This window comes from Streptomyces sp. NPDC051315 (genome assembly GCF_044455165.1).
Taxonomy (GTDB): Bacteria; Actinomycetota; Actinomycetes; order Streptomycetales; family Streptomycetaceae; genus Streptomyces.
In genome coordinates this window covers 88,294-113,819 of sequence record NZ_JBITEN010000027.1, presented here as the reverse complement: position 1 = coordinate 113,819, position 25,526 = coordinate 88,294, and the positions used below count along the sequence as shown (strand labels likewise).

At 70.5% G+C, this 25,526-nt stretch carries 15 protein-coding genes; 10 read left to right on the top strand and 5 right to left on the bottom strand.

What is annotated here, in order from left to right:
• The 4 genes from ACIBBD_RS35930 to ACIBBD_RS35915 form a co-directional block, all read left to right on the top strand.
• A partial coding sequence (locus tag ACIBBD_RS35930; protein WP_399423832.1) for a putative adhesin occupies positions 1 to 632 on the top strand: 632 nt, incomplete at its 5' end.
• 27 nt (positions 633 to 659) lie between these two features.
• Positions 660 to 1,073, top strand: coding sequence for a DUF4279 domain-containing protein (locus tag ACIBBD_RS35925; RefSeq protein ID WP_399423831.1), 414 nt, complete (start codon positions 660 to 662; stop codon positions 1,071 to 1,073).
• A 10-nt stretch (positions 1,074 to 1,083) separates the two neighbouring features.
• The gene (locus ACIBBD_RS35920; RefSeq protein ID WP_399423830.1) at positions 1,084 to 1,533 is read left to right on the top strand and encodes a hypothetical protein; all 450 of its coding nucleotides are present in this window, start codon (positions 1,084 to 1,086) and stop codon (positions 1,531 to 1,533) included.
• 342 nt (positions 1,534 to 1,875) lie between these two features.
• A complete protein-coding gene (locus ACIBBD_RS35915; protein WP_399423828.1) occupies positions 1,876 to 3,345 on the top strand; it encodes a hypothetical protein in 1,470 nt (489 codons plus the stop codon).
• A 151-nt stretch (positions 3,346 to 3,496) separates the two neighbouring features.
• On the opposite strand, the gene ACIBBD_RS35910 is transcribed toward ACIBBD_RS35915, so the two are convergent.
• Positions 3,497 to 6,898, bottom strand: a complete 3,402-nt coding sequence (locus ACIBBD_RS35910) for an FG-GAP-like repeat-containing protein (protein WP_399423827.1) — start codon at positions 6,896 to 6,898, stop codon at positions 3,497 to 3,499.
• 576 nt (positions 6,899 to 7,474) lie between these two features.
• Here ACIBBD_RS35910 and ACIBBD_RS35905 point away from each other — a divergent pair.
• Positions 7,475 to 15,181, top strand: coding sequence for a putative adhesin (locus ACIBBD_RS35905; protein ID WP_399423826.1), 7,707 nt, complete (start codon positions 7,475 to 7,477; stop codon positions 15,179 to 15,181).
• A 100-nt stretch (positions 15,182 to 15,281) separates the two neighbouring features.
• Entirely contained in the window at positions 15,282 to 15,857 is a 576-nt protein-coding gene (locus tag ACIBBD_RS35900) for a hypothetical protein (RefSeq protein ID WP_399423824.1), read from the top strand.
• Between the two features lie 157 nt (positions 15,858 to 16,014).
• Here ACIBBD_RS35900 and ACIBBD_RS35895 read toward each other — a convergent pair whose 3' ends face one another.
• Entirely contained in the window at positions 16,015 to 16,206 is a 192-nt protein-coding gene (locus ACIBBD_RS35895) for a DUF397 domain-containing protein (protein ID WP_399423822.1), read from the bottom strand.
• A gap of 8 nt (positions 16,207 to 16,214) precedes the next feature.
• Positions 16,215 to 17,066, bottom strand: coding sequence for a helix-turn-helix domain-containing protein (locus tag ACIBBD_RS35890; RefSeq protein WP_399423842.1), 852 nt, complete (start codon positions 17,064 to 17,066; stop codon positions 16,215 to 16,217).
• Between the two features lie 181 nt (positions 17,067 to 17,247).
• Here ACIBBD_RS35890 and ACIBBD_RS35885 point away from each other — a divergent pair, with 181 nt between their 5' ends.
• The 4 genes from ACIBBD_RS35885 to ACIBBD_RS35870 all read left to right on the top strand — a co-directional run bounded on the left by ACIBBD_RS35885 (position 17,248) and on the right by ACIBBD_RS35870 (position 22,725).
• A complete protein-coding gene (locus ACIBBD_RS35885) occupies positions 17,248 to 17,649 on the top strand; it encodes an ATP-binding protein (RefSeq protein WP_399423821.1) in 402 nt (133 codons plus the stop codon).
• A 47-nt stretch (positions 17,650 to 17,696) separates the two neighbouring features.
• On the top strand, positions 17,697 to 17,948 hold the full coding sequence (locus tag ACIBBD_RS35880; protein WP_399423820.1) for a hypothetical protein: 252 nt from the start codon (positions 17,697 to 17,699) through the stop codon (positions 17,946 to 17,948).
• Positions 17,949 to 18,245: 297 nt separating this feature from the next.
• Positions 18,246 to 19,139 (top strand): glycosyltransferase family 2 protein, encoded by an 894-nt coding sequence (locus ACIBBD_RS35875; protein WP_399423818.1) that lies wholly within the window; start codon positions 18,246 to 18,248, stop codon positions 19,137 to 19,139.
• A 298-nt stretch (positions 19,140 to 19,437) separates the two neighbouring features.
• Positions 19,438 to 22,725 (top strand): BTAD domain-containing putative transcriptional regulator, encoded by a 3,288-nt coding sequence (locus ACIBBD_RS35870; protein WP_399423817.1) that lies wholly within the window; start codon positions 19,438 to 19,440, stop codon positions 22,723 to 22,725.
• 11 nt (positions 22,726 to 22,736) lie between these two features.
• On the opposite strand, the gene ACIBBD_RS35865 is transcribed toward ACIBBD_RS35870, so the two are convergent.
• Positions 22,737 to 24,422, bottom strand: coding sequence for a bifunctional 3'-5' exonuclease/DNA polymerase (locus ACIBBD_RS35865; RefSeq protein WP_399423816.1), 1,686 nt, complete (start codon positions 24,420 to 24,422; stop codon positions 22,737 to 22,739).
• 242 nt (positions 24,423 to 24,664) lie between these two features.
• A complete protein-coding gene (locus ACIBBD_RS35860; RefSeq protein ID WP_399423813.1) occupies positions 24,665 to 25,396 on the bottom strand; it encodes a Clp protease N-terminal domain-containing protein in 732 nt (243 codons plus the stop codon).
• Between the last annotated feature and the right edge of the window lie 130 nt (positions 25,397 to 25,526).

The window sequence follows — 25,526 nt, the reverse complement described above, 5'->3', positions numbered from 1 at the left end:
AATTCCTCGGCCGCCTCCTCCCCGAACTCATCGGCACCAAGGGCGCCGGACTCGGACGCACCGCCCTGCGCACCGGCCTCAAGGAGGGACTGGAGTCGGCGGCGCAACGCGGAGCGCGGGAGGGCCTCGAGCGTCAGGCCGCCAGGGGTTCCGGTGACCCGATGCCCGAGCGTGCCGACGTCATGCAGGCACTGCGTGACTCCAACCCGCAGATAGTGAACAAGAAATGGCCGGACACTGATGGCCATTACTATGCGGACCGTGTGCTTGCCGGTGGCCGCCCGGACGGCGAGAAAGTCTTCGCGGGGCATGGCTACCTCGAATCCGGAGCCGGTGAGATCGTGGTTCCGGAGGGCACGTCGATTTCTTTCTACGTGCAACACGGCGACCAGCTTCCCGGCCTCAACGGCCTGACCGTCGAGCGCGGCGTCTACCCGGGCGGGTATTCGGAGACATTCCATGCGGGCGACCGAATTCCAAACTATACGCTGGCGCCTCCCGTTTCGTCGGGCGGCGGTGGTTTCAGTGTGTTCGAGAATTCGACGACTGTTGGCCGGAGGACGCAGCTGGGGGAGCTGCTGGAGTCCGGTATGGGAAATGTTCACTGGGCGGCCTGCCGCGAGATCAAGTAGGATGACCTGACCTGTGAGGAGTTATGCATGGATGTGACGGAAGAGCGTCACTGGGTGTTGACGGACGTGTCGCTCGTCATCAAGGGAAGAGATCTCCGCCCCGAAGAGATCACACCCTTTCTTGGTATTGAGCCCACTGGTGTGCGCGATCCGGGACCCAGTAAATGGGACCGGCCTGGCGAGATCGACGGACAGTGGAGGATCAGCTGCGACGAGCACACCAGCCGGGACTTCCACGAACAGTTGGACAATATCCTTTCCGTCGTGGAACGGAAGCGGACGGAGCTCAGGCAACTGGCCGGACGGGGATATGCGGTGACCGTCAGCCTGTTCGGATTCTCCGGAAACGAATCCACTCTTGCTCTTCGGTCGGAAGAAATCAAGCGCATCGCACTCCTGGGATTCCCGCTCAGGGTCGCAGCCAATATGAACGAACGCTGAGAGAGCGGTCATGGAAATGGAACCTGTGGCGGAATTGAAGCCTTGGGGTGACCTGAGCACGTCTCTGGTTGTGTCAGGTAAGACGGTGGATTCTGCTTCCCTGATTGCCGAGTTGCAACTCGCCGACAGTGCAGAGTTCTCTTCGTCCGAGGGCGTGGGCGTCTATTCCGGCCCCGGCTGGGTCACGCTCACCGTTGACGAGCGGCACTCGAAGAGCGCCGACGAACAGGCCGCAGAACTTGTCGGATTCCTCGGCCCCCGCAAGCCGGCGCTCGACGCGCTGAAGAAGGCGGGAACCTCGGTGAAGGTCGATGTGTCAGGCGTTGCCGAGTCAGGCTCGGGACTCTCCCTCTCGCCGGACGTCCTTGTGGCTCTCGCAGATCTGGGAGTCCCTCTCACCTTTACGACGGTCCGGGCATCCGGGGAGGACGAGGAAGACCCACTCGCCTGGCTCGGCTGAACCGGTTCCTCGGGTTCGCGCCGACGGAGTGAGGAATCCGAGCGGATCGTCGGCACCTGGCTCGGAGAGGCGGACGCGCTCCGGTTCGCCGCCGTGTCGTGGTGGGCCGGGGCCGGCGCCTGTTCCCGGGCGGCGGTGCACCGGCCGGCCTGCGGTCCGTCGGCCACCGGACGACACCGGGCGGCCTGCCGGTGCCCGCCTTCGAGACGGCGGGACGTCCGAGTCCGGGACCTACGGGGCCGACGTGCAGGGGCCGAGCCGGGGAGTTCCGTGGTGCCCCCGCCGTGGATGCGATCACGGGCGGTCCCTGTGAGCATGGGAATGACCGGAGGGGTGGCGATAGTGGACGAGCTTCCCGGTGCGCCCTTTGACGCGGCCATTTCCCGATCCTTCGCCTCGCTTGTCGAGCCGAGGCTTTCCCCTGGTGAGTCCCTCCAGGACGTGCTGGCCGGCTGTTTCGCGCTGGCGAGCAAGAGGGCGTCTCTGAAAAGGCGTCCGGTCCTGCCGGTGGACGCCGAATTCGCCCTGTCGTTGTGGTGCTGGCACCCGTGGGAACAGAAAATCTCCCCTCCTCCCCGGTGGTTGCTGGAGAGGCGACGGGAGATCTTCGAGGGTGCCGTGCACGACAGTGCACGGGTGGTCGGGGCGACTCCCGAGCGGGCCCTTGCGCTGTCCTACGACGAGCTCCAGTTCGCCTTGCACCGAGGGGACTTCAAAGTCCTCGGGCACGACGTGCCAGGAGGATCTGACGCCGGCGGACTTCCGGTGGCAGTGGGCGGTGACCGACCGGCCCTCGCCTTGGTCGCCCCGGTCGACAAGGTGAAACGAGAACGGGGCAGGCCGTCCTGGCGTGAGCGCGCGCTGGCGCGGATCGGTGAACTCAGGTCCCAGCTGAACCGACTGGAGAAGGCGGACGGCGGCCTCGGGAGCGAGGACCTGGCGGCGGCCCGGGAGCATCTGCTCGATGCCGAGCGCGCCGCGAAGAGCAGGCCCAGTCTGAAAGCCGGTTGGTACGGCTCGGATGTCGATCGGGTGTTCTCGAACCTGCACAAGGCGGAAGTGGACGTCCTACGCCTGACGCCTTCCGACTGCCTCACCTGGCAGGGGCCGGTGGTCCTCGCCGCGGTGAGACAGCATCTGGGACTGCAGGATCCGCGCCGGGAGGTCTTCGAACGGCAGCTGACGGGCACCGAGGGAAAACTCCTCGTCGAATTTCGGGAGGCCGCGGTCGTCGCGATGCAGGCGGCCCATGGAGCGGAGGAGATCGAACGGGCGAAAGTCCGCTCGTTCCGCAACTGCGTACTCCTGGCCGTCATCGGCATGTTCGTCATCGCCCTCGCCCTGGCGGTGTGGGGTGCGATCAGCCCGTCGACGCTCGCCATGTGCTTCGACGATCCGAGGACCGGGCCCGCGTGCCCCGTCGGCAGCGAGCCGAAAAGGGAGGACGTGGCGATCGTGGAGATGGTCGGTCTCGCCGGCGCCGCACTGGTCGGTACGCTCGCGCTCCGCCACATTCAGGGGACCACGCTGCCCTACTCGGTTCCCGGCACACTGCTGTTGCTGAAACTTCCCGCGGGAGCCGTCTGTGCCGTGGTGGGGCTCCTGCTCATTCGCGGGAACATCGTCCCCGGGCTTTCCGACCTGGACAACACCGGGCAGATCATCGCCTGGGCGGTTCTGCTCGGAGTGTCGCAGGAGATCTTCACGCGCATGGTCGATCAAAGGGGACAAGCGGTGCTGGAGAACGTCCGTACCGCGTCCAAAGCGTTCGTCGACGAGAGGGGCGCCGCCATTTCCACGGCACAGAGCTGAGGTCGCACCCGCCCCCTCCCCGGGAGCCACCCCGAGTCACCACGTGTCACCCCCCGACACCCGCGCCCCGTCCCACGGAAAACGGCTCCGCCCCCACCCGACCGGGCAGGAGCGGAGCCGTCTGGCACGACGGGCGCGGGTGCGCCTGTGGTCAGCCCAGTTGCTTGACCGTGTCGTATCCGCTCGACCTCAGCGTGGTCGCCGAGCCGAGGCTGGTGGCGCCGCCGTCGTAGCGGAGGAGGGCTCCGGCGGCGTTGGTCGCCCAGATGTCGGGGATGCCGTCGCCCGTGGGGTCGGGGCTGCCGTAGATCAGCGGGTAGGCGGCGCGGGTGAAGGTGGCGGAGACGTACGTGTCGTCGCCGTCCAGGCTCCAGCCCGACTGGCCCAGGCTCTTGAGGACCGTGCCCGTGCCGTCGCTCTCGAGGATCCCCTTGCGCAGGATGATGTTGCCGGCGGCGGTGCGGTACGTCATGTCGGCGGCGCCGTCGCCGTTGTAGTCGGCGATGGCCACGAAGTCACGGTCGGCGTCGGCCCAGGAGGTCGTCGTCATCTGCGTGGCCTCGCTGAACGACCCGCCGGTGTAGCCGCTGAAGACCCACAGCTCGGCGCCGTTGACTCCGGCGGCCGCGAAGAGCTCGGGCTGGCCGTCGCCGGTGATGTCGCCCGCCGACTTGATCTCCGAGAAGGTGGAGGGGGCGGGCGCGTTGGCGGGGAGGCGCACCTCGACGCGCTTGCTGACGTCGATGGCGCCGTAGCCGTCGCCGGGGTAGACGAACAGGCGGCCGTCGGGGGTGCGGACGACCCAGTCGGTGACGCCGTCGCCGGGGGCGAAGTCGCCGTTGTGGGTGACCAGGGCGTACGTGCTGGTGCCGTCCCAGATGTGCGGGGCGGTGCCGCCGTCCTTGATCAGGGTGCCCTTGTCGTGCGTGCCGAAGGCGCTGGACATCCAGGCCCCGTCCTGCGACACGGAGTCGATCCACAGGTTGCCGGCGGCGGTGACGTGGGCGAGGTCGGCGGAGCCGTCGCCGTTCAGGTCGCCGGGGCCGTCCGCGGTCGAGCGTGGCTTGACGTAGAAGAAGTACTTGCGCGGGTTGGGCGAGATGTTGCCGGCCGCGTCGACGGACTTCACGTACAGGGTGTTGGGGCCGGCGGCGGGTGGCTGGATGCCGGTGATGGTGGCCGTCTTGATGGCCGTGGTGCAGGACTTGGTGAGGCCGCCCGTGCTGCCCTGCGATCCGGAGCAGGCCCAGCCGGCGTAGCTGGTGGAGTTGATCGAGTAGACGAACTTCACGATGTCGGTCTCGGTGGAGGAGCCGACCGCGAAGGTGAAGTTGCCGGAGTTGCCGAAGGGCTTGAGCGACCAGACGTCGGGCTCGCTGTCCCCGTCGTCGTCACCGGGGAACTCCGTCGAGACGACCGGGGCGGGGGAGTCGGGCAGGTCGGTGTCGTAGGTGAAGCGGCACACGCCGTCACCGCCGGTGGGTGCCCAGCCGCTGCTGACCTTGGCGTCCCAGGCGCGTACCCGCCATGAGTAGGTGATGCCGGTGGTCAGGTACGACCTGATCGAGATGCCGCCGACCTCGCCGTCGTCCACGGCCTTGGTGAGGGTCCTCGTCGTGGTGTCCTGCTTGCCCGTCTGCCAGAGCTGGAACTCCAGCTTGGTCAGGTCGCTGTCCGGGTCGGTGGCCTTGCCGCTGATGGTGATGGTGTCGGCCTTGCCGATCTTGATGTACGGGGACGCGCTGGTGTCGCAGGAGCCGGGGCTCATGGTGACGGACGTCGGGGTGTTCGGCCTGCGGTTGTAGGTGATGCTCAGCGTCGGGGAGCCGCCGCCCTCGGCCTGGAACTTCTTCCAGGAGTAGGCGTCCGTCTCCAGGCTGCTGGAGGACGTCGTCGGCGCGGAGGTCGCGGTGGAGGCCACCAGGCCGAGGTTGAAGCTGGTCCAGCCGTTGTCGGCGGCCTCCTGGGCCAGGGAGGTGATGGTGAAGTTGACGTAGGCGTCCGGGCAGGAGCTGTTGGACTTCCAGCCGTAGGCGAACGACTTGGAGGTGATCTTCCGCTTCCAGCCGGGCTGGCGGTTCCAGGTGGTCTTGGAGCTGAAGCTGTCCGTGCGCCACAGTTGGACCGTGCGCTTGCTGCACGACCAGGAGTGGGTCTCCAGGACCTTCAGGGTGCTGCTGGAGACGTCCGCGCCCTTGATGGAGTTCTTCAGCTGCATGCGGAAGAACGAGCGGGCGGTGCCCCAGGTCTGGCTCTCGAAGCCGACGCGGGCTTCCTTGGTGTCCTCGTTGTAGTTCGCGCCGTCGTAGAAGCTGGAGTTCGGGTACCGCTTGTAGACCGTGGTCCAGTTGGCGCGGATGCCGGTCGTGGACGGGTCGAGGAACAGCGGGTAGGTCAGGCCCTCGGTCTCCGCGAGGTAGGTGCCGGGCGGCGTGATGGTGAGCACGCCGTCCTGGAAGGCGGCGGCGGCCGTGGTCGCGTGGCCGCCCTCGCCGGGGCCGTTGACGGCGGGCAGGGCGAGGGTGTCGGTGGCGGCGGCGGGCACGCCGTAGGCGGCGGGTTCGGCGCCCGGCTCCGTGGTCCGCGGCGCGTCCGGGTTCTCGTTCGGGACCGGGTCGTCGGTGCCGTCGGTGTCCTCGCGCGCGGGGCCCTCCTCCACGACCTCCGGGTCCTCGTTGGTACCGGTCGCGGCCTCCGGGTCGGCCGCCGCGGCGTCCGTGTCGTGCGTGCCCGCGGAGTCCCACAGGAACGGGGTGGGGGAGACGGCGACCTCGGTGCCCGTGCTGTCCTTGGCCATCAGCACGTCGGTGGCGGGGTCGAGGGTGAAGGAGAGGGTGGGCGAGGTGACGCGGTAGCGCGGCGGGTCGGCGGCGAGCTTCGCGGCGGCCTCGGGCGTGTGCACGACCAGGACGTGGGTGTAGCCGGTGTCGCGCGCGGACAGCATCAGGTCCACGCCGGGCAGGACGCCCTCGTACAGCGCGCGGTTGTCCTCGACGACCGGTTCGGGCAGCGTGCCCGGCCAGTCCATCCGGATCTCGTTGCCGTCGGCGGTCATGGTCAGCAGCGGCGTCCAGGACGCCGCGTCGTCGACCTGCTCGGCGGTGCCGCTCTGGCCGCCGGTGCGGAAGACGGCCGACCGGACGCTGCCGGAGGTGCGTGCCGCCGCCTTGCCGGCCGGGGCGCGGTCCGGGTCACCGACCGCGAAGGTCACGGGATAGGGGCTGTTGACGGTGTGCCAGCCCTTGCCTTTCCGCTTCAGCGTGGTGTCGATCGGCGCCCATTCTCCCTCGGCGTTCTTCGCGCGCAGGGGAGCGACGGAGGACGTGTACGTGAACGTTCCGTCGGGGTTGGCGTACGTGGTGGTGAACTCGTCGGTCAGCGTGGCGACTTCGACCTGCTTGCCGCTCTTGCGTGCTCGGAGCTGGGCCTCGTCCTCGTCGACCGGCTGCGCGGCGCGCTTGGCCTTGGTGTCGGAGGAGGCCGGTGTGTCGTCCCGGAGCGCGAGTACGGCCGCGCCGCCGGCCAGCACCGCCAGCGCGACGGCGGCGGCCATCGAGCGCCGAAGCCGGCGTCTGCCGGGGGGACTTGCTTCAGGTGTCGCCGCCGGTGCGCTTGCTCCGGTGGCGCTGTCGAGGTCGCTCACGGGCCCTTCTCCAACAGGCTGGGCCGCGGTGCGGCGGTACCGCTGCGGCATGGCTCTTCCGGGGTGCCCTCGGGCCTGGTGACAAGCCGTGATGAGCGCGCGACGCGCCGGATTGGGCGGTTGGAGTATGAACAGCTCGTCATGGCGAGATCAACACCCGTCGGCCGGCCGCCGAGCGGCAAGTCCCGGTAAAGAGCCCCGGGTTCAATTTTTTGCCGGTCTTTGTTCGTTTTTGAGTAGTGACATAACTCACACGGATCGGGCACAACTTGACGGGGATCTTCACAAGGCCTTTATTTCGTGCCCAGTTGTAAGTCGTTGATCATCACTTGATCACCATGTGCCATCGGTCTGAGCGTCTCTGATGGTTTGTGACTCGGGAAGGGTCGATTGGCCGTGCGTGGGGTGTTGTCTTGGTGCGGCAGGGGTTCGCTGGCGAGAACGCCGCGGGAGCGCCTGGTCCGTCGCAGAACGCGAGTCGGCGTCGTGGCCGGCCTGGTCCTTGCCCTCAATGTCACCCTCCTGCCGAGCGCGATGGCCTTCGGCCCCAGCGACCCCCGCACGGCGGTCGACCTCGCCGACCTGCAGGAGACGGACGCCGTCCCGGTCGACGGCGACAAGACCGACAAGCTCGAGGAGCTCTACGGCGAGGCCTCGACCGAGCCGGAGAAGGCGTACACGCCGGCCGCGGTCGCCGAGGTCCCCGAGGCCACCGGCACCAAGGCCGTCGACAACCTCGCCGCGGGCAGCACCACCGAGGTCGCCGCGTCGGCCGACGGCACCCTGAGCATCGGCGTCGGCGCGCCCGAGGGCGCGACGGCCGAGCAGGTCGACGCCCTCGAGGGCCAGTGGTCCATCGCCGCCGCACCCGAGGACCAGGCCGTCGCCAACGGCGCCCAGGGCTTCATGCTCGCCGTCGACGCGCCGGACACCGCCACCGGTGACGCGGTCCTCTCCATCGACGCCACCAAGCTCGCCGAGGCCTACAGCGCCCAGTGGCTGGACCGGCTCTCCTTCACCCTCATGCCGTCCTGCTACGCCACCACCCCCGAGGTGGAGGAGTGCTCCACGGGCATCCCGGTGACCACCGACGTCGAGCGCACCGGTAGCACCGTCACCGTGCCGCTGGACGCCGGTGACTCCTCGGGCTCCGAGGCGGACCCCGGTGAGGACAGCGCGACCGACGAGGTCACGGAGTCCACGGACGCCACCGCGAAGGTCCCGGAGACCCTGGTCAACGTCACGCTGGACACCGCCGCCCTGCAGACGGTCTCCGGCACCGCGTCCACCGCGACCGCCAACACCGCCGCGAGCACCGGGAACGACTCCACGGTGAGTTCGGCGGTCTGGCGCGGTGGCCGTGCGGCCGACGCCGTACAGCAGATCGCCGACTCCTCCGGCGGCGGACTGCTCGTCGGCAGCTCCTACGGCGCCGGCGCCGGCGGCGACTTCGGCGCCAGCCCCATCGTCTCGGCGGGTTCCTGGACGGCCGGCGGTTCCTCCGGCGCCTTCACGTACTCGTACACGATGGCCGGACCGCAGGTCCCCTCGGGCCCGACCCCCAACGTCACCCTCAGCTACAGCTCGCAGACCTCGGACGGACGGACGTCCTCCACCAACAACCAGGTCTCCTGGGTCGGCGAGGGCTGGGACTACAACCCCGGCACCATCACCCGCACCTTCGTGGGCTGCGCGGCCGACACGGCCAACGCCAACAACAAGGGCCACTTCACCGGCGACCAGTGCTGGGGCTCGCACAACGCCGTGCTCTCCCTCAACGGGACCACCACCGAGCTGGTGCGTGACGACACCACCAAGGAGTGGAAGGGCGCCCGCGGCGAGAACATGCGGGTCGAGCTGCTGACCGAGGCCGACTACAAGAGCGTCGTCGGCAGTGACGTCACGTACAGCTCCAACAACGGTGACAACAACGGCGAGTTCTGGCGCGTCACCACCGACGACGGAACCCAGTACTACTTCGGCCTCAACCGGCTGCCCGGCTGGTCGTCCGGCAAGGACGAGACCAACTCGGTGCTGACGGTGCCGGTCGCCGGCAACCACGACAGCGACCCCTGCTACAAGACCGAGTTCAAGGACTCCTTCTGTGACCAGGGCTGGCGCTTCCAGCTCGACTACGTCGTCGACACCACCGGCAACGCGATGACGCTGTGGTGGGAGAAGGAGAAGAACGCGTACGCGCGGAACATGAAGGAAGCGAGCGCGGTCGCCTACGACCGGGGCGGCTACCTCACCCACATCGACTACGGGCAGCGGGCCGGCGCCCTCTTCTCCGAAGAACCCCTCGGCCGGATGAAGTTCAACGCCAAGGAGCGCTGCTTCGACGACCCCGCCCTCAACGTCGCCTGCTCGAACGCGAACTTCGACTCCAAGCAGTCCGACCGCACCCGACCCTGGTTCGACACCCCCGCCGACCTCGCCTGCGTGAGCGGCAAGAAGTGCACCACGTACGCCCCGACCTTCTGGTCGCGCAAGCGCCTGGCCTCGGTCGACGCGTGCACCCAGCGCGAGCAGGGCGTGCGGCTGACCGAGTACAGCTCGGACGCCGACGGCAACGAGACGGGCCAGCGCAACGCCTGCGGTGTGGACGGTGACTCGGTCACCACGACGCTGCTGTCGAAGGTGGACTCCTGGACCCTGAAGCAGTCCTTCCCGTGGAACCTGACGGGCGAGTACACCGCCCTGTGGCTGGAGTCCATCACCCGCACCGGTTACGCGGTGGACGGTTCCACCGACCGCCTCAACCCGATCTCCTTCGGTCACAACGAGTCGGCGCTGCCCAACCGCGTCAAGACCAGCGCCTCCGACACGAGCCCGCTGTTCGCGCGGCTGCGCATCCAGGACGTCGTCTCCGAGTACGGCGGCCGCACGCACGTCGACTACAAGGCACCCGAGGGCAAGTGCCTCACCGGTGCCGAGCGCCCGGTCATCGACAAGAACCACTCCCTCTGCTACCCGGCGTACTGGCACGCCGACGGTGAGCTGGAGGACAAGCGCATCTCCTGGTTCCACAAGTACGTCGTCGAGAAGATCACCGAGTTCCCGCGTCTCGCCGACGCGCAGGACATCGTGACGACGTACGAGTACTCCACCGACAGCGATGCCGTCGACGGCGCGCTGTGGGCCAAGAACCAGGCGGAGTTCTCCCGTCCGAAGAAGCGCACCTGGGACGACTTCCGCGGCTTCCCGACCGTCACCACGACGACCGGCACCACGGACGCGGTGGGCGGCAGTGTCGCCTCCAAGTCGGTCACCCGCTACTTCCGCGGCATGAGCGACGACGTCCTCGCCGACGACACCCCGGGGACGGCGTCCGACGACGTCAAGCGCTCCGTCGTGACGACCGACATCACCGGCGCGACCCTCAAGACCGACCGCAAGGCGTACGCCGGCATGGTCGCCGAGTCGCTGACCTACCCCGGCACCAGCGCCGACACGGCCACCGGCTGGATATCCCGCACCGTCAACATCCCCGACGACCCGGTCCGCCTGGCCACCCGCAACCGCACCGACGGCCCGGACGTCGTCTCCGAGCGCGTCACGCTCGGCAGGACCTCGACCATCACCAAGGCCTCCGGCAAGGGCGCCGACGGCGCGACCCTGCGCACGGTGACCACGGAGACCGACTACGACGCCACCTACGGTCTGCCGACCGTGGTCCGCGAGTACGGTGACGTGGCCGCCACCGGCGACGAGTCGTGCACCGCCACCTCGTACGTGCACAACACGTCGGGCACCAACCACCTCGTCGGCCTGGTCGCCCGGACCGTCACCACCACCGGCACGAGCGCCTGCACCACCGACCTGTCCAGCTCGACGGGCTCGACCCTGGTCAGCGCCTCGCGCATGTACTACGACGGCGCCACCTCGCACACCGCCGCACCCACCAAGGGCCTGGTGACCAGGACGGAGGCGCCGACCGGCGCCGGCACCGGCTGGGAGACGACCAACCCCGAGTCGCGCACCGAGTACGACTCGCTCGGCCGCGTCGTCAAGGTCACCGACCCGACGGGCGTGGTCAACACCACGACGTACACCCCGAACAGCGGTCAGGTCTACGAGATCAAGACCGTCACCGGCAGCAAGGTGGTGGACGGCGCGGAGACCGGCTTCACCGAGACCACCACTGTCGAGCCGGGCCGCGGCACCACCATCAAGGGGACCGACGCCAACGGCCGCGTCACGACGTACGACTACGACCCGCTCGGCCGCGCCGTCGCCGCCTGGGACGCGACCCAGTCGGCCACGGACGACCCGACGGTCAAGTACGCGTACAACACGGACCCGGAGAAGCCGGTGTCCGTGGTCACCCAGTCGCTGTCGGAGAACCCGAGCACGGCCGCCGGCGACGGCGTGTACGAAAGCTCCACCACGATCTACGACGGCCTGGGCCGCGAGCGGCAGAGCCAGACCCCGGCCGTCGGCGGCGGCCGCCTGATCACCGACACCCTGCACAACGCCGCCGGCCAGGTGCGCTACACCCGCAACGCCTACTACATGGAGGGCGACCCGGACACCGAGCTGGTCGTCCCCGCCTCCGAGTCGCTGGTCCCCAACGCCACCTCGTACACGTACGACGGCCTGGGCCGCGTGCTCACGGTCACGCCGGTGCACAGCTCCTTCGCGCAGACCGGTGAGACGTACTACAAGAGCGACGGCACGGTGGCGCACGTCAGCACCGACCGCCGGACCCGCTACGAGTACGGCCTCGACTACACGGTCGTCCGCCAGCCGAAGGGCACGCCCGCCAGCCGGGTGTGGACGGACGCGCTGGGCCGCACGGTCCGCCAGGACACCTTCAGCGACACCTCGCTCACCGAGGTCGGCGCGATCAGCACGACCTACGCGTACGACCTCCGCGGCGACATGGTGACCAGCACCGACGACGTCGGCAACACCCGCACGTGGAAGTACGACGCGCTGGGCCGGGTCACGGACACCACCGACCCGGACACCGGTGCCACGCACACCGACTACGACGCGTTCGGCCGCGTGGACAAGGCGACCGACGCCCGGGGCCAGACCGTCTCGTACACCTACGAGCGTCTGAACCGCGTCGAGCAGGTCAAGGTCACGCCGAAGGGCTCGACCACCGCCGTCCTCGCCCAGTCGTACGTGTACGACGCCGCGACCGGCGGCAAGGGGCAGCTCTCCTCGGCCACCCGCTACACCGACGGCAAGGCGTACACCACCTCCATCGCCGGCTACACGGCCGACTACCAGCCCACGGCGATGACCACGGCCCTGCCGCCGGGCTCCACCGCGGGCCTGACCGCCGACGGTTTCGCCACCCAGTACACCTACACGTACGACTACAACGACGACGGCCAGCTGGAGAAGTACACCACCCCGGCGGCCGGCGGCCTCAGCGCCGAGGCCGTGATCACCCGGTACAACCAGGCCGGCCTGCCGACCTCGGTCTCCGGCCAGGACTGGTACACCTCCGAGGTCGCCTACTCGCCCTACGGCCAGGTGCTCCGCTCCACCGTCGGCGAGCAGGGCCACCGCCTGTGGCAGGAGAACACCTTCAACGAGTCGACCGGTGAGCTCCTCACCAGCAGGCTCGTCCGGGAGGACGCGACCGACCAGGCCCTCGTCCCCGACCACTATGTGAGCACCCGCTCCTACGCGTACGACCCGTCGGGCAACGTCCTGTCCGTCAAGGACAAGACGGGCGCGGCCACCGACCAGCAGTGCTTCAAGTACGACGTGCTGGGCCAGCTGAAGGAGGCGTGGACGACGCCGGGCGGCGGCGCCTGCGTCGCCACGGGCAAGACCACGGCCGAGCCGGTCTACTCCGACGGCAAGGTCAACGTCTCCTCCAACAACTCCGGTTACTGGCAGTCGTACGACTACGACGTCCTCGGCAACCGCGTCAAGAAGACGGCGCACAAGGCCGACCCGACCTTCACCTCCGGGGTGCGCGACACCAAGGGCGACGTCGTCACCGACTACAAGTACGGCACCAGCGAAACGGCGAAGAACGACCAGCCGCACACGCTGACCTCGTACACGACGACCTCGACCACCACGACGGCGACCGGGTCGAACCTGACGGTCACGACGCGTTCGGCGCAGACCTATGACGCCGCGGGCGAGCTGGAGACCCGCTCCACCGGCGGTGACACGGCCCAGACCCTGACGTGGACCTGGGACGGCAAGGTCGAGTCCGTCACCGGCTTCGGCGCGGACGGTTCCGGGGCCTGGGTCGGCGCGAACGAACTGTGCATCGACCTGAGCAGCTCGAACACGACTCCGGGCACCGCCCTGCAGGTCTGGGCGTGCAACGGCAGCAAGGCGCAGAACCTCAGCATCCAGGGCACCGACGCCGACAACAACGGCACGGTCGACAGCGCGGGCGTCGGACAGTTCAAGGTGGCGGGCCGCTGCGCCGAGCCCACCAGCACCGCCGCCGGCTCGGCCGTCCTCATCCAGACCTGCAACACCGCCTCGGAGCTGCAGACCTGGAAGACGCTGCCCACCGGCCAGATCCAGCACGTCAAGTCCACCCTGTGCCTGTCGGTGCCCACCGCCACGGTCAGCACCGACCTGACCCTCGCCGCCTGCAACTCGACCGTCGCCACCCAGCTGTGGAAGCCCTCCGCGAAGACGACGTACGTCTACGACGCCATGGGCAACCGTCTGCTGGAGCGCACGCCGAACGGCGCGGTGCTGAACCTGCCCGACACCAAGGTCTCGATGAGCCTCACGGGCAAGGTCCGCTACGCGGAGCGCAGCTACGAGGGCATCGGCGGACCGTCGGTCACCCGCTACCGCGAGCTGAGCTCGACCGGCACGAACGAGCAGGTGTTCGCCCAGGCGACCGACCTCAACGGCACCCCGGTGGCGGAGGTCCGCCTGGAAGGCGGGATGGCCGTCCGGGTGGCGAAGAAGGACCCGTGGGGTGAGGACCGCGCCACGAACCTGGGTCCGCGCTCGCACACCGGCTTCCACACGGGTGACGACGACGCCGAGACGGGTCTGACCCACCTGGGCGCCCGCGAGTACGACCCCGGAACCGGCCGCTTCATCTCGGCGGACCCGGTCCTGGACGACAGCGACCCGCTCCAGGCGAACGGCTACTCGTACGCCAACAACAACCCGGTGACGCACGCGGACCCGAGCGGTCTGACGTCTTCGGCCTCCAGCTTCGACGCCTCGATCGCCGCGCTGGACAAGAAGATCGCCGAGTACCAGAAGACCCTGAACCGCTCCATCGGTGACGTGATCCTCGCGACCGGCTGGGCCGTGTTCAAGGAGTTCATCGGCTGGAACGACGTCGTCGGCTGCTTCTCCCAGGGCGACCTGTGGGCCTGTGGCAGCCTCCTGATGGACGCCATCCCGTGGACCGCCGTCTTCTCCAAGGGCAAGAAGATGTGGGGGGCCTTCAAGGCGACCCTGGGCGCGGTGAAGGCGTTCCGCGCGGCGAAGCGGGCGGCCGAGGCCGGCATCAAGGCCGCGAAGGCGGCCAAGGCGGCGCTGATCAAGGCGAAGAAGGCCGCGGAGGCGGCTGCCGCCGAGGCCAAACGCAAGGCACGCGCGGCGGCCAAGGCGGCAGCCGAGGCAGCCAAGAAGAAGGCCCACACCGGCTCCAAGGGCGCCAGAGGCAACCCGGTCCAGGTCAAGGCCCGCACCCAGGCCCAGACCAAGGGCACGAAGGGCGGCGGCAAGGCCGAGAACAAGTCCGGCGGCTCACGCAACGGGTCGGGCAAGGAGGACTCGGGCGGCGACGGTGGGTCCGGCAAGGGTGATCACAGTGAAGACGCCACACTGTCGGACTCCGGTCAGGGGACCTCAGGCGGCGCGACACGTACGAACATGTCGTACCGTCCGGACGGGGAGACTGTCTTCCACGGTCATGGGTCGTTCGACGGCGCGAATGGCACATTCACGGTTCCTGAAGGCACGTCCATCGCCTTCTACGGGGAGCACGGACGAACGATCTCCGCGCAGATGGGATTGAGGATCTCCGGTCCGGGAGGACCCAGGATGGAACCGTTGGAGGTGTTCGGCCCCGGCGACGTCATCCCGAACTACACTCTGGCGCCGCTCGGCAGGGGCTTCACCTTCCGAGACGGGTCGACCGTCGTGGAGGAGCGGACGCTGCTGAGTGACCTGCTGCAACCGAACATGGGCAGAACGCACTGGGCCGCCTGCCGGAGCCTCAGGAGATGACGCTCTCGTGTCCGGAATAGGATCACTGTACTGAGCTGCCAGGTTTCGGGGGGTGTCACTTCGGTGGCACCCCCCGGGGCGTGATCACGAGGGAGTGTCCGTGGAGTACCTCGATCTGTCACCGTATGAGTACGCCCCTTTTCCTCTGCCCCTCCGCTGCATTGGGTGGCTGGGGCGCGAGCACGGGGTGCAGGGCGATGGAGAACCTCCTGTGACGACCGCTGAACTCGCCCGGCTGAGGGCTACGTCACAGCGCTTGGGCAGCGTGATGCTCGGAGTCCATGAATGCGAGTTCTGTCCCGAGGAATCGGCGTTCGAGGGCAACGGAGAATTCAGGTACTACCTGGGGAACGGCGAGTCCTACTCCGCGCCGATGATGGTTCTGCATTACATCGAAGCGCACGGTTACCGGCCACCTCTGGTCTTTCGGGAGGGACTGGCTGAGACCGTTGACCTTCCATGGGACGGTCGTGCGCAGCGGCTCTCGGAGATTTTGCTCGACGTGTCACAGGACCTGGACCTCCGGTACGAGGCCGTGATCGATCTCGCGAACTGGCCGGACGCCCGCTCACTCGATGCCCTGGAGCGGGCCGCCGCAGACGAGGAACTGGCCGATATCGCGAGCGAGGAGATTCACCGTTCCCGCGAGCTGGTGCTCGGACGATTGAAGCCGTGACGGGGCTGGTTGCTGCCGGGGTGCGGCGCGTGGCGTGGGACTGGATGACGTCCTTCATCTCCGTACGGCGCAAGCTGTCCTGTACATCGAGGACGAAGGGTAGGAGGGCGTCGAGGTCACGTCGAACGATTCACGTTCGTGAGGTGGGATGCGTGGCTCAGCTCGGGGTGTCGACGCGTATGCCGGCCAGCAGGTGGGCGACGGCGGCGGGGGTGGTTGTGAGGACCGTGGCCGGGGTGTCGCTTTCGCGGAGGTGGAGGGTGGTGGGGGTGGCGGCGAGTTCGAGGCAGTTGTTGCCGTCCCCACTGCCGGAGAAGGACGACTTCTGCCAGTTGTCGAGGGTCGTCATGGTGACTCTCACAGCTCCTTCGCCAACCTGTGGATGAAGTCTCCCGATTGCTCGGGTCCGAGTGATGCCGACTCCACCTTACGGAAGAGCGTTCGAAAGGCGCCGAGCTGTGCCTCGGAATCGATGAAACCCGCTCCCTGGGGTGCGTCGCGCACCACTGTGTCCAGCTTGGGTACGGCACCACCCGCGTACATCATCGCGCTCGTGGCGCCGGCGAACCCGTCCAGGTCGAAGGGGATGACCCGCACGGTGACGTGCTCCTCACGCGAGTGTTCGAGGATGCGGCCGAGCTGAGCCCGCATCGCGGCGCGGTCACCGACCCGGATGCGCAGGGCCGCTTCGTGGATCACGGCTGTGTACGGGATGGGCGAGGGCCCCGTGATGATCGCCTTGCGCGCCATACGGTGTCTCACCCGCAACTCCAGGTCGTCGGCCGGTAGCGCGGGGACGCGGTAGGAGAAGACGGCCCGCGCGTAGTCCTCCGTCTGGAAAAGCCCTGGGACGTGCAGAAACTCGACATCGTGCCGGTAGGTTGTGTGGTGCTCCAACTCTGCGAGGTCCAGAAACGGCGAGGGCAGCAGCCCTCGGTACTCTTCCCACCAGCCACTCGTCCGATCCGTCGCCATGGCCACCAGGGCATCGATCAGCTCGGTGTCCGTGCAGGAGTAGTGAGCCGCGAGCTGCCGCACGCGCGCCTCGCTGACACCTGCCGTGCCGAACTCGATCTGGCTCACCTGCGCTGAGTCCGTGCCGAGCAGCGCGGCGGCCTCCCGCCCCTTGAGTCCGGCGGCCTCGCGCAGTTTCCGCAACTCGGCGCCCAGTCGCGCCTGACGTGCGGTCACCAGCGCTCTACGCACCAAGAGTTCCTCCTTGACTCGTTCGGGGAGCAGATTACGCAACGACTTGCGACGTCCCAAATTGTGACCCTACCGTCGGTGACGCGACATTCACGCTGCGGAAGCGCACCGCTCCGTCCTGCCACGACGGCTGCGGCACTGCCACCGTTCCCTCAACCACACTTCCACCGGATGGAGTTCAGCCATGCCCGAACCCTGGGAGTACTCCCTCTACATCCCCACCGACCCCAGAGCCGTCACCGTCTCCCGCCGCACCCTCCGCCTCATCCTCACCCTCCACGACCTGGCCCACCTGGCCGACACCGCCGAGCTGCTGGCCTCCGAGCTGATCTCCAACGCCGTACTGCACACCAAGGGCCCCGCCTGCCTCCGCGTCCGCCACCGCGACGGCGTCCTGCGGATCGGCGCCTGGGACGCGGACCCCGAACCGCCCGAGCCCCCGGGCAGGTTGGAGGCGCTGGCCGACGCCGAGAGCGGGCGCGGCTTCGCCCTCGTACGGGCCTGCGCCGACGTATGGGGCTGGCAGCCGCTGTCCCGGATGGGGCGTCGCGGCAAGCTGGTGTGGTGCGAACTCCAGGCGGCGTAATTCGTTGATCGCCTCGGACGGAGGCCCGGCAGATGTGGAGGGACATGATGACGACGATGCAGTACTTCTGGCGCCACCCGCTCGCCCAAGAGGTACGGGAACAAGGCCGGGAAGAGGGGCGCATCGCGGAGCGGGCCGAGATGACCCTGCGCATCCTCGAGTGGCGCGGCATTCCGGTGCCGGATACCGTCCGCGCCCGCGTCGAGGCCTGCACCGACCTCGACCGGCTCACCGCCTGGTCCGAGCGCGCCGTGCGCGCCACCATCGCGGAAGACCTCTTCGCCGACGAGTGTTCCTGACGCGCCGCCGACACGCGCTGTTCGGCCGACCGGCCGGACCCATCCCCCTCAGCCGAGCACCCGCACCGGCGCCCCCTCCAGGTATGCCCGGATGTCCTCCACTTTCCTCCGGAGGGTGCGTGCGGTGTGATCACCGCCTGACCGCCGTGGCCGCGACGCGCGGAAAACCGTCGCAAACCCGGCACCGTGTGATGGGGCGCCCGGGCAACCTCCCGACGTGAGGCAACATCTAGGTGAACGACGGGCGCCGCGGGGACGGGCCGCGGTCGCCGTCGAGGGCCGGATGGAGTGAGGGACGTGGTGGAGCCGAGGATCGCCGTTGCCGTCGTGACGATGGGCAACCGTCCCGCCGAGGTCGACGCCCTGCTGGAGTCCGTGGCCAAACAGGACCTCCCGCCCGCCCGCATCGTGATCGTCGGCAACGGCTGCCGGCTGCCCGAGTTCGCCCGCCGGCTCTCCCTGCCCGGCGAGGTCACCGTCATCGAGACCGACGAGAACCTCGGCTGTCCCGGCGGCCGCAACGTCGCCCTCGCCCGCCTCCGCGAGTACGGCGACGTCGATGTCGTCGTGGACCTGGACGACGACGGGCTGCTGGTCGACGCCGACGTGTTCCGCCGGCTCCGCGACCTGTACGCCGCCGACCCGCGCCTGGGCATCGTCGGCTTCCGCATCGCCGACGAGAACGGCGAGACCCAGCGCCGGCACGTGCCGCGCGTCGGCGCATCCGACCCGATGCAGGGCGGATACGTCACCGGCTTCCTGGGCGGCGGCCACGCGCTCAGCATGGCCATGCTCGCGGAGACCGGCGACTGGCCCGCCGAGTTCTTCTTCGCGCACGAGGAGACCGACCTGGCCTGGCGCGCCACGGACGCCGGCTGGAAGATCCTCTACGCGCCCGAACTGCTGCTCCAGCACCCCAAGACCTCGCCCGCCCGGCACGCCATCTACTACCGCGTCACCGCGCGCAACCGCGTCTGGCTGGTCCGGCGCAACCTGCCGCTGCCGCTCATCCCCGTCCACCTGGGCGTGTGGATCGCCGTCACGCTGCTGCGCACGCGCTCGCTCGGCGGGCTCAAGGCCTGGTTCGGCGGATTCGCGGAGGGCGTGCGCAGGCCGGCGGGCCGGCGGCGGCCCATGCGCTGGCGCACGGTGTGGCGACTGACCAGGCTCGGCAGGCCGCCGGTCATCTGACCCGGCGCGTCACCATCGGGCGCGAGCCCCGGTCGTTCACCTCCGACGACCGGGGCCCACACGCGCCCCGGACCCGACCTCGGCGGCGACACTCCCCCGAGTTGCGCGTGAAACGCGCGCGCCGTCGGGCCAGATCCGTGATGTGATCACATCAGGTCACACCAACAAATCGCTAACATGTGGCCAACGGTTCTCCGCGTCGTCGCTGGTCATCCGGCCCGAAGTCGCCGCGCGTACGCGGGTGGACGCGGGAGGACACGAAGGGACACGGGCGCGCGGAAGGGCGAAGGTCGGCGTGATGCGGCGGTACGGGCTGCGGTTCGGACTGCTGGGGCCGCCGGTCCTGTACGTCGCCGCGGCGGACGTCGAACCGAAAGCCACGGCCAACGCCACAGCCAATGCCGCAGCCGCGGGCATGTCCGCGGCCCCAGCACGGTCCGGAGCCGCAGCTGCATCCGCAACCGCAACTGCGGCCCGGTTCGCAGCCGCCACCGCATCCCGTTCCGGTCCCGGAGCCGACACGGACGTCCCGCCCGACCCCGATCGCCCCTACCGGACCATCCGCAGCCCCAAGGGACGCGCCCTGCTGGCCGCGCTGCTGCTCGACGCCGGCCGGGTCGTGCCCGTCGAGTCGCTCAAGGAGGTGCTGTGGGGCGGCGCGCCGCCGGCGTCCGCGCAGGCCTCGCTGCACAACCACGTCACCCGGTTGCGCCGGCTGCTCGACGACCCACGGCGGCTGCGGGCGGTGCCGCCCGGCTACCGGCTGCGGGTCGAGCACGGGGAACTCGACGTCCACGTCTTCGAGCGCCACCTGGCCGCCGCCCGGGGCGCGCACGCCGCCCGCAACTGGGAACGCGTCGTGCGCGAGAGCGCGGCGGCCCTCGCCCTGTGGCGAGGCACGCCGCTCGGCGACCTCCCCGCCGAACTGGGCGGCTACGCCTTCGCCCAGCGCCTGAACGAGGCACGCCTGCTCCTCCTGGAGTGGCGCTACGACGCCGAACTGGCCGTCGGCGGCGCCCGCCTGGACCGTGTCGTCCCGGAGCTCGCGGCCCTGGCCGCCGAACACCCGCTGCGCGAGGTCTACCACCGCCAGCTCATGCTCGCCCTGCACCGCACCGGCCGTCAGGCCGAGGCCCTCGCCGTCCACCGCGACCTGCGCGCCCATCTCGTCGAGGAACTGGGCATCGAACCGGGCTCAGGTGTGCGGGAGGCCCATGTGGAGGTGCTGCGGGGCTCGGCACCGGGGGAACGTCCCGCCCCCGGCCTCACGGAGCCCGGCGAGGCGGCACGGAACGGTGACGCCACCGACCCGTCCGGCCCGACCGGCCCCACCCGCACGACCGGCCCGACCGACGCGACCGGCCCGACCGACGCGACCGGCGCCGCCCCGGCCGCAACGGCCTGCACCTCGCCCGCGACCTCTTCCCGCCCCGCCCAGCTGCCCCCACCCCCGGCCCACTTCACCGGCCGCGCCGAATCCCTCCGCCGCCTCCGCCGCGTCCTGGCCGCCGAGCCGCCGACAGGCCCCGTCGCCGTCATCAGCGGGATGGCCGGTGTCGGCAAGAGCGCCCTCGCGCTGCACGTCGCCCACCAGCTGAGGGAACGTTTCACCGACGGCCAGCTCTACGTCAACCTGCACGGCGCCACCCCCGGCATGACGCCCCTCGCCGCCGGCCAGGCCCTCGCCGCCCTCCTGCGCGACCTCGGCACCGACCCCCGCCGCATCCCCGACCACCCGGACACGGCGGCCGCGTTGCTGCGCACCCTGCTGGCACCGACCCGCACGCTGCTGGTCCTCGACGACGCCGCCACCGCCGCCCAGGTGCGTCCGCTGCTGCCGGCCGGGCCGGGCTGCGCGGTGATCGTCACCAGCCGCTCCCCGCTCACCGCCCTCGACGGCGCCCACCGCTTCCGGCTCGCGCCGCTCTCCGACGACGACAGCGCGGCCCTGCTGCGCGCCGTCTCCGGACGGGACGGCCTCGGCCCCGGCCACCCCCTGGTCGGCCTCACCGGACGCCTGCCGCTCGCACTGCGCGTCGTCGCGGCCCGCCTCGCCGCCCGCCACGCCCTCACCCCGGACGTCCTGGCACGCCAACTGGCCGCCACGGGTGGACGGTTGCACCACCTGGAGTACGACGACCTGAGCGTCCGCCGCTCCCTCGCCGTCGCCCACGACGCGCTCGCCGCCTCCGACCGCGAGGCCGACCGGGACGCCGCCCGCGCCCTGCGCCGCATCGGCGCCCTCGACCTGCCCGCGTACGGCGCCCCGCTGCTCGCCCTGCTCACCGGCACCGACGAGCGGCGCGCCGAGGCCGCCCTCGACCGGCTCGTCGACGTGGCCCTCCTGGAGGAGACCGCGTACGGCCGCTACACCCCGCACGACCTCGTACGGGACTTCGCCCGCGAGCTCGCCGAGGCCGACGGCGCCGCCGACACGGGCTCGACCGCGCTGAGCTGGTACGCCGCCGTCGCCGAACGCGCCCTCACCGCCATCGTCGAACCCGGCCCCGACCAGGACGACCGCCGCGACCCGACCGCCGCCCAACCCCCCGACCATACGGCCCGGGTGGCGGACATACCGCCCTTCGCCGACCCGGCGGAGGCCTTCGCCTGGTGCGACGCGGAGCTGGAGAACATCGTCGCCCTCGTGGAGCGGACCTCCGCCCGGACCGGCGGGACGAGCGGAGCCGGGGACGGGGACGATCCCCTCCTCTCCACCCTCCTGCGCCTCCTCTTCCCCTACCTGCAGCGCAGTGGCCGCGTCGCCGAGATGGAGGTGCTCGGGCGGACCGCCCTGCGGGTGGCGCGCCGGCTCGGCGACGAGGCGGCCGAGGCGTACGCCCTGGGCGACCTCGCGGGCCTGCACTTCCTGACCGGCCGGCACAAGGACGCCCTCGCCCTCACCGACCGGGCGCTGACGATCTGGCGGCGGCTCGACCGGCTCTCCTGGATCCGGCGCTGCCTGAACAACCGCGGGCTGCTGCTGGAGGGCCTCGGACGGTACGAGGAGTCCGGCCACGCGCTGCGGCAGAGCCTGGAGTACTCCCGCCAGCTGGAGGACCCGCACGGCGAGGCGGTGACGTACAGCCACCTCGGCAACCTGTACGAGCACACCGATCCGCGCGCCGCCATCGAGCAGCACCGGCGCTCGCTGGCGATCGGGGAGGAGATCGGCGCCGTCCTCGTCCAGCACTCGGCGCACTGCAACATCGGGTACGCCCACCTCACCCTCGGCGAACCGGCGGCCGCCGTGCCCCACTTCGAGAAGAGCCTGCGCATCCTCGTCGGCCACGGCGACTGGCACGGCGAGTCCCAGACCCGGCTCGGGCTGGTCCGCGCCCTGCGCCTGCTGGGCCGTACCGACCGCGCCGCCCGCGAGTGCGCCGAGCTGCTGCGCCGCGCAGACGCCCGCGCCGACCGCTACACGGGCGGACTGGCCCGGCACGAGCAGGGCCTGCTGCTGCACGCGGGCGGACGCCCGGAGCGGGCGCGGGAGGAGTGGCTGCGGGCGCTGGCCGCGCTGGACGGCACGGACGAGGAAGCGGTCGTACGGGAGCTCAGGGATCTGCTCGCCGACGGGAGCTGACGGTGAGCCGGTCACTTGGCGTCGGCATAGCACTCCACCACGGCCGTCGTGAACGGGAACCGCACCGGTGTCTCGCCGAACGTCAGCCGTCCGGCCAGGTCCGCCGCCTCCCGGATCGCGGCCACGACCGCCTCGGCCTCCTTCTCGGGGCAGTGCACGATCACCTCGTCGTGCTGGAAGAAGACCAGCTCGGCGGCGAGGTCCGCGCAGGTGCGGCGCAGCGCGGCGAGCAGCAGCAGGGCCCAGTCGGCGGCGCTGCCCTGGACGACGAAGTTGCGGGCGAAGCGGCCGCGGGCGCGGGCGTCGGAGGAGGCGTACCCGGGCATCCACGGCCGGCTCTCGCTCTCGTCGTCACCCGAGGGGATGCCCGCCTCGTCCGTCGTGCCGTCGGCCGCGCCGACCGCGGGCGGGCAGGTCCGCCCCAGCCAGGTGCGCACCAGCCTCCCCTCCTCACCGGCCCGGGCCGCCTCGTCGACGTAGGCCACCGCGCGCGGGAAGCGGCGGCGCAGCGCGGCGAGGTTCTTCAGGCCGTCGCCTGAGGTCTGGCCGTACACCGCGCCGAGCACCGCGAGCTTGGCCTGGGCGCGGTCGCCGGAGAAGGCGCGGTCGGAGACGGACTGGTACAGGTCGCTCTCGCGGCCCGCCACCTCCATCAGCCCGGGATCGCGGGAGATCGCCGCGAGCACCCGCGGTTCCATCTGGTCGGCGTCGGCGACGACGAGCCGCCAACCGGGGTCGGCGACCACGGCCCGCCGGATCACCTTGGGGATCTGCAGGGCGCCCCCGCCGTTGGTCACCCAGCGCCCGGTGACCGTCCCGCCCGCGAGGAACTCGGGCCGGAACCGGCCGTCCCGCACCCAGTCCTGCAGCCAGCTCCACCCGTGGGCCACCCAGATCCGGTACAGCTTCTTGTACTCGACCAGCGGCTTCACCGCCGGATGGTCGATCGACTCGATCTCCCAGCGCCGCGTGGACCTGATCCTGATCCCGGCCTGCGCGAAGGCCTTGACCACGTCGGCGGGCAGGTCGGGCCGCACCCGGCGCCCGAAGGCGGCCGACACCTCGTCGGCGAGCTCGGCCAGCCGCCGGGGCTCGCCCCCGCCGGCATACCGCTCGCCCAGCAGGTCGTGCAGCACCTCACGATGCACGTCGGCGCTCCACGGCAGCCCCGCCCGGTTCATCTCGGCGGCCACCAGCATCCCCGCCGACTCGGCCGCCGTCAGCAGCCGCATCCCCTCCGGGTGCTCCGCCCGGTCGTGCCGCCGCTGCTGCTCCGCGTACACGGCGAGGAGGTCGGCGAGCGGCAGGCCCGCGTCCTGCGGTTCGAACAGCGGGGACTGCGCGCCGGGCGCGGCGGAGCGCTGCGGCGGGTCCGGCGGCACGGGCCCGCCGCGCAGCCGGGCCAGGGCGGCGGCGGCCGAACGGGGCTCGCCGTACCGCCCCTCGTGGCCGAGCAGGAGGGTCTCGGCGTCCTCGACGTCGTAGCACCGCTCGACTCGCACCCCCGCGGCGAGCAGACGCGGATACACCTCGGCCGTCGAACGCCAGACCCACCGTGTGACACCGGGCCGCCCCCGCACCGCCGCCACCAGATCCGGCTCCCGCACCACCGGCCCCTCGGGCAGCCCGTCACTCCCGAGGGCGACCAGCTCCGCACCACCGCCCTCGACCGGAGCGACCACCCACCGATCGGCCATGCTGCGAGTCTGCCAGGGGGGACTGACAACGCCCCCTCACCAGCACCGACGCCCACCACCGGGCACGGTCCGAAGATCCCGCCCGCGCCCCCGTCTGCGCCCCGCCCTCGCCTGCGCCTGCGCCTCGCCTCCGCCCCGCCCCCGTCGCCGTCCACGCGGCGCCGGGCCGGGCCCTCGCGCCGGCACGGCAGCTGCTCCGGCCGGGGCGCGCCGCCCGCACCCGCCGGAGGGGCGTCAGCCCGTTACTCCTGCTCCCGCGTCTTCAGCAGCTCCGCCAGGACCCTCTGGACGTACTGTTCGACGCCCGCCTTCTCGATGCCGAGCCCGTTCAGCACGCCCTCGCCGTTCTCGAACTCCAGGAGGGCCAGCAGGATGTGCTCGGTGCCGATGTAGTTGTGGCCGAGGCGGAGGGCCTCGCGGAAGGTGAGTTCCAGGACCTTCTTGGCGTCGGAGCCGTAGGGGACGAGCTCGGGCACCTCTGCGGCGGCGGGCGGCAGCGCGGCCGTCGCGGCCTCGCGCACCGCCTCCGGGGAGGCACCCTGCTCGGCGAGGGCCTTCGCGGCGAGGCCCTCCGGCTCGGCGAGCAGGCCGAGGACCAGGTGGACGGGGAGACCCTCGGGGCTGTGGGCGGCCCTGGCCTCGTTGTGGGCGGCCATGACCACGTTCCGCGCGCGGGGGGTGTACCGGCTGAAGCCCTGGCTCGGGTCGAGGTCGGTCGACTCCTTCGGCACGAACCTCTTCTGCGCGGCCTGCCGGGTCACGCCCATGCTCCTGCCGATGTCGGTCCAGGAGGCGCCCGAGCGCCGGGCCTGGTCGACGAAGTGGCCGATCAGGTGGTCGGCCACGTCCCCGAGGTGCTCGGCCGCGATCACCGCGTCCTGAAGCTGGTCGAGCGGTTCCGGGTGCACCTTCTTGATGGCGTCGATGAGGTCGTCGAGCCGGATGGATGACGTGGGTTCCTGTCGTGAGGTCATGTGTCAACCGTAGGTTGACACCCCCTGACCGTCAACCCTGGGTTGACACGACCGTCTCGGTGCCCGGAGGACCGGCAAGGCACTGTCCTGGCGCGGGTCGGAAGCGACCCGGCGCGGCCCTGACCCCGGC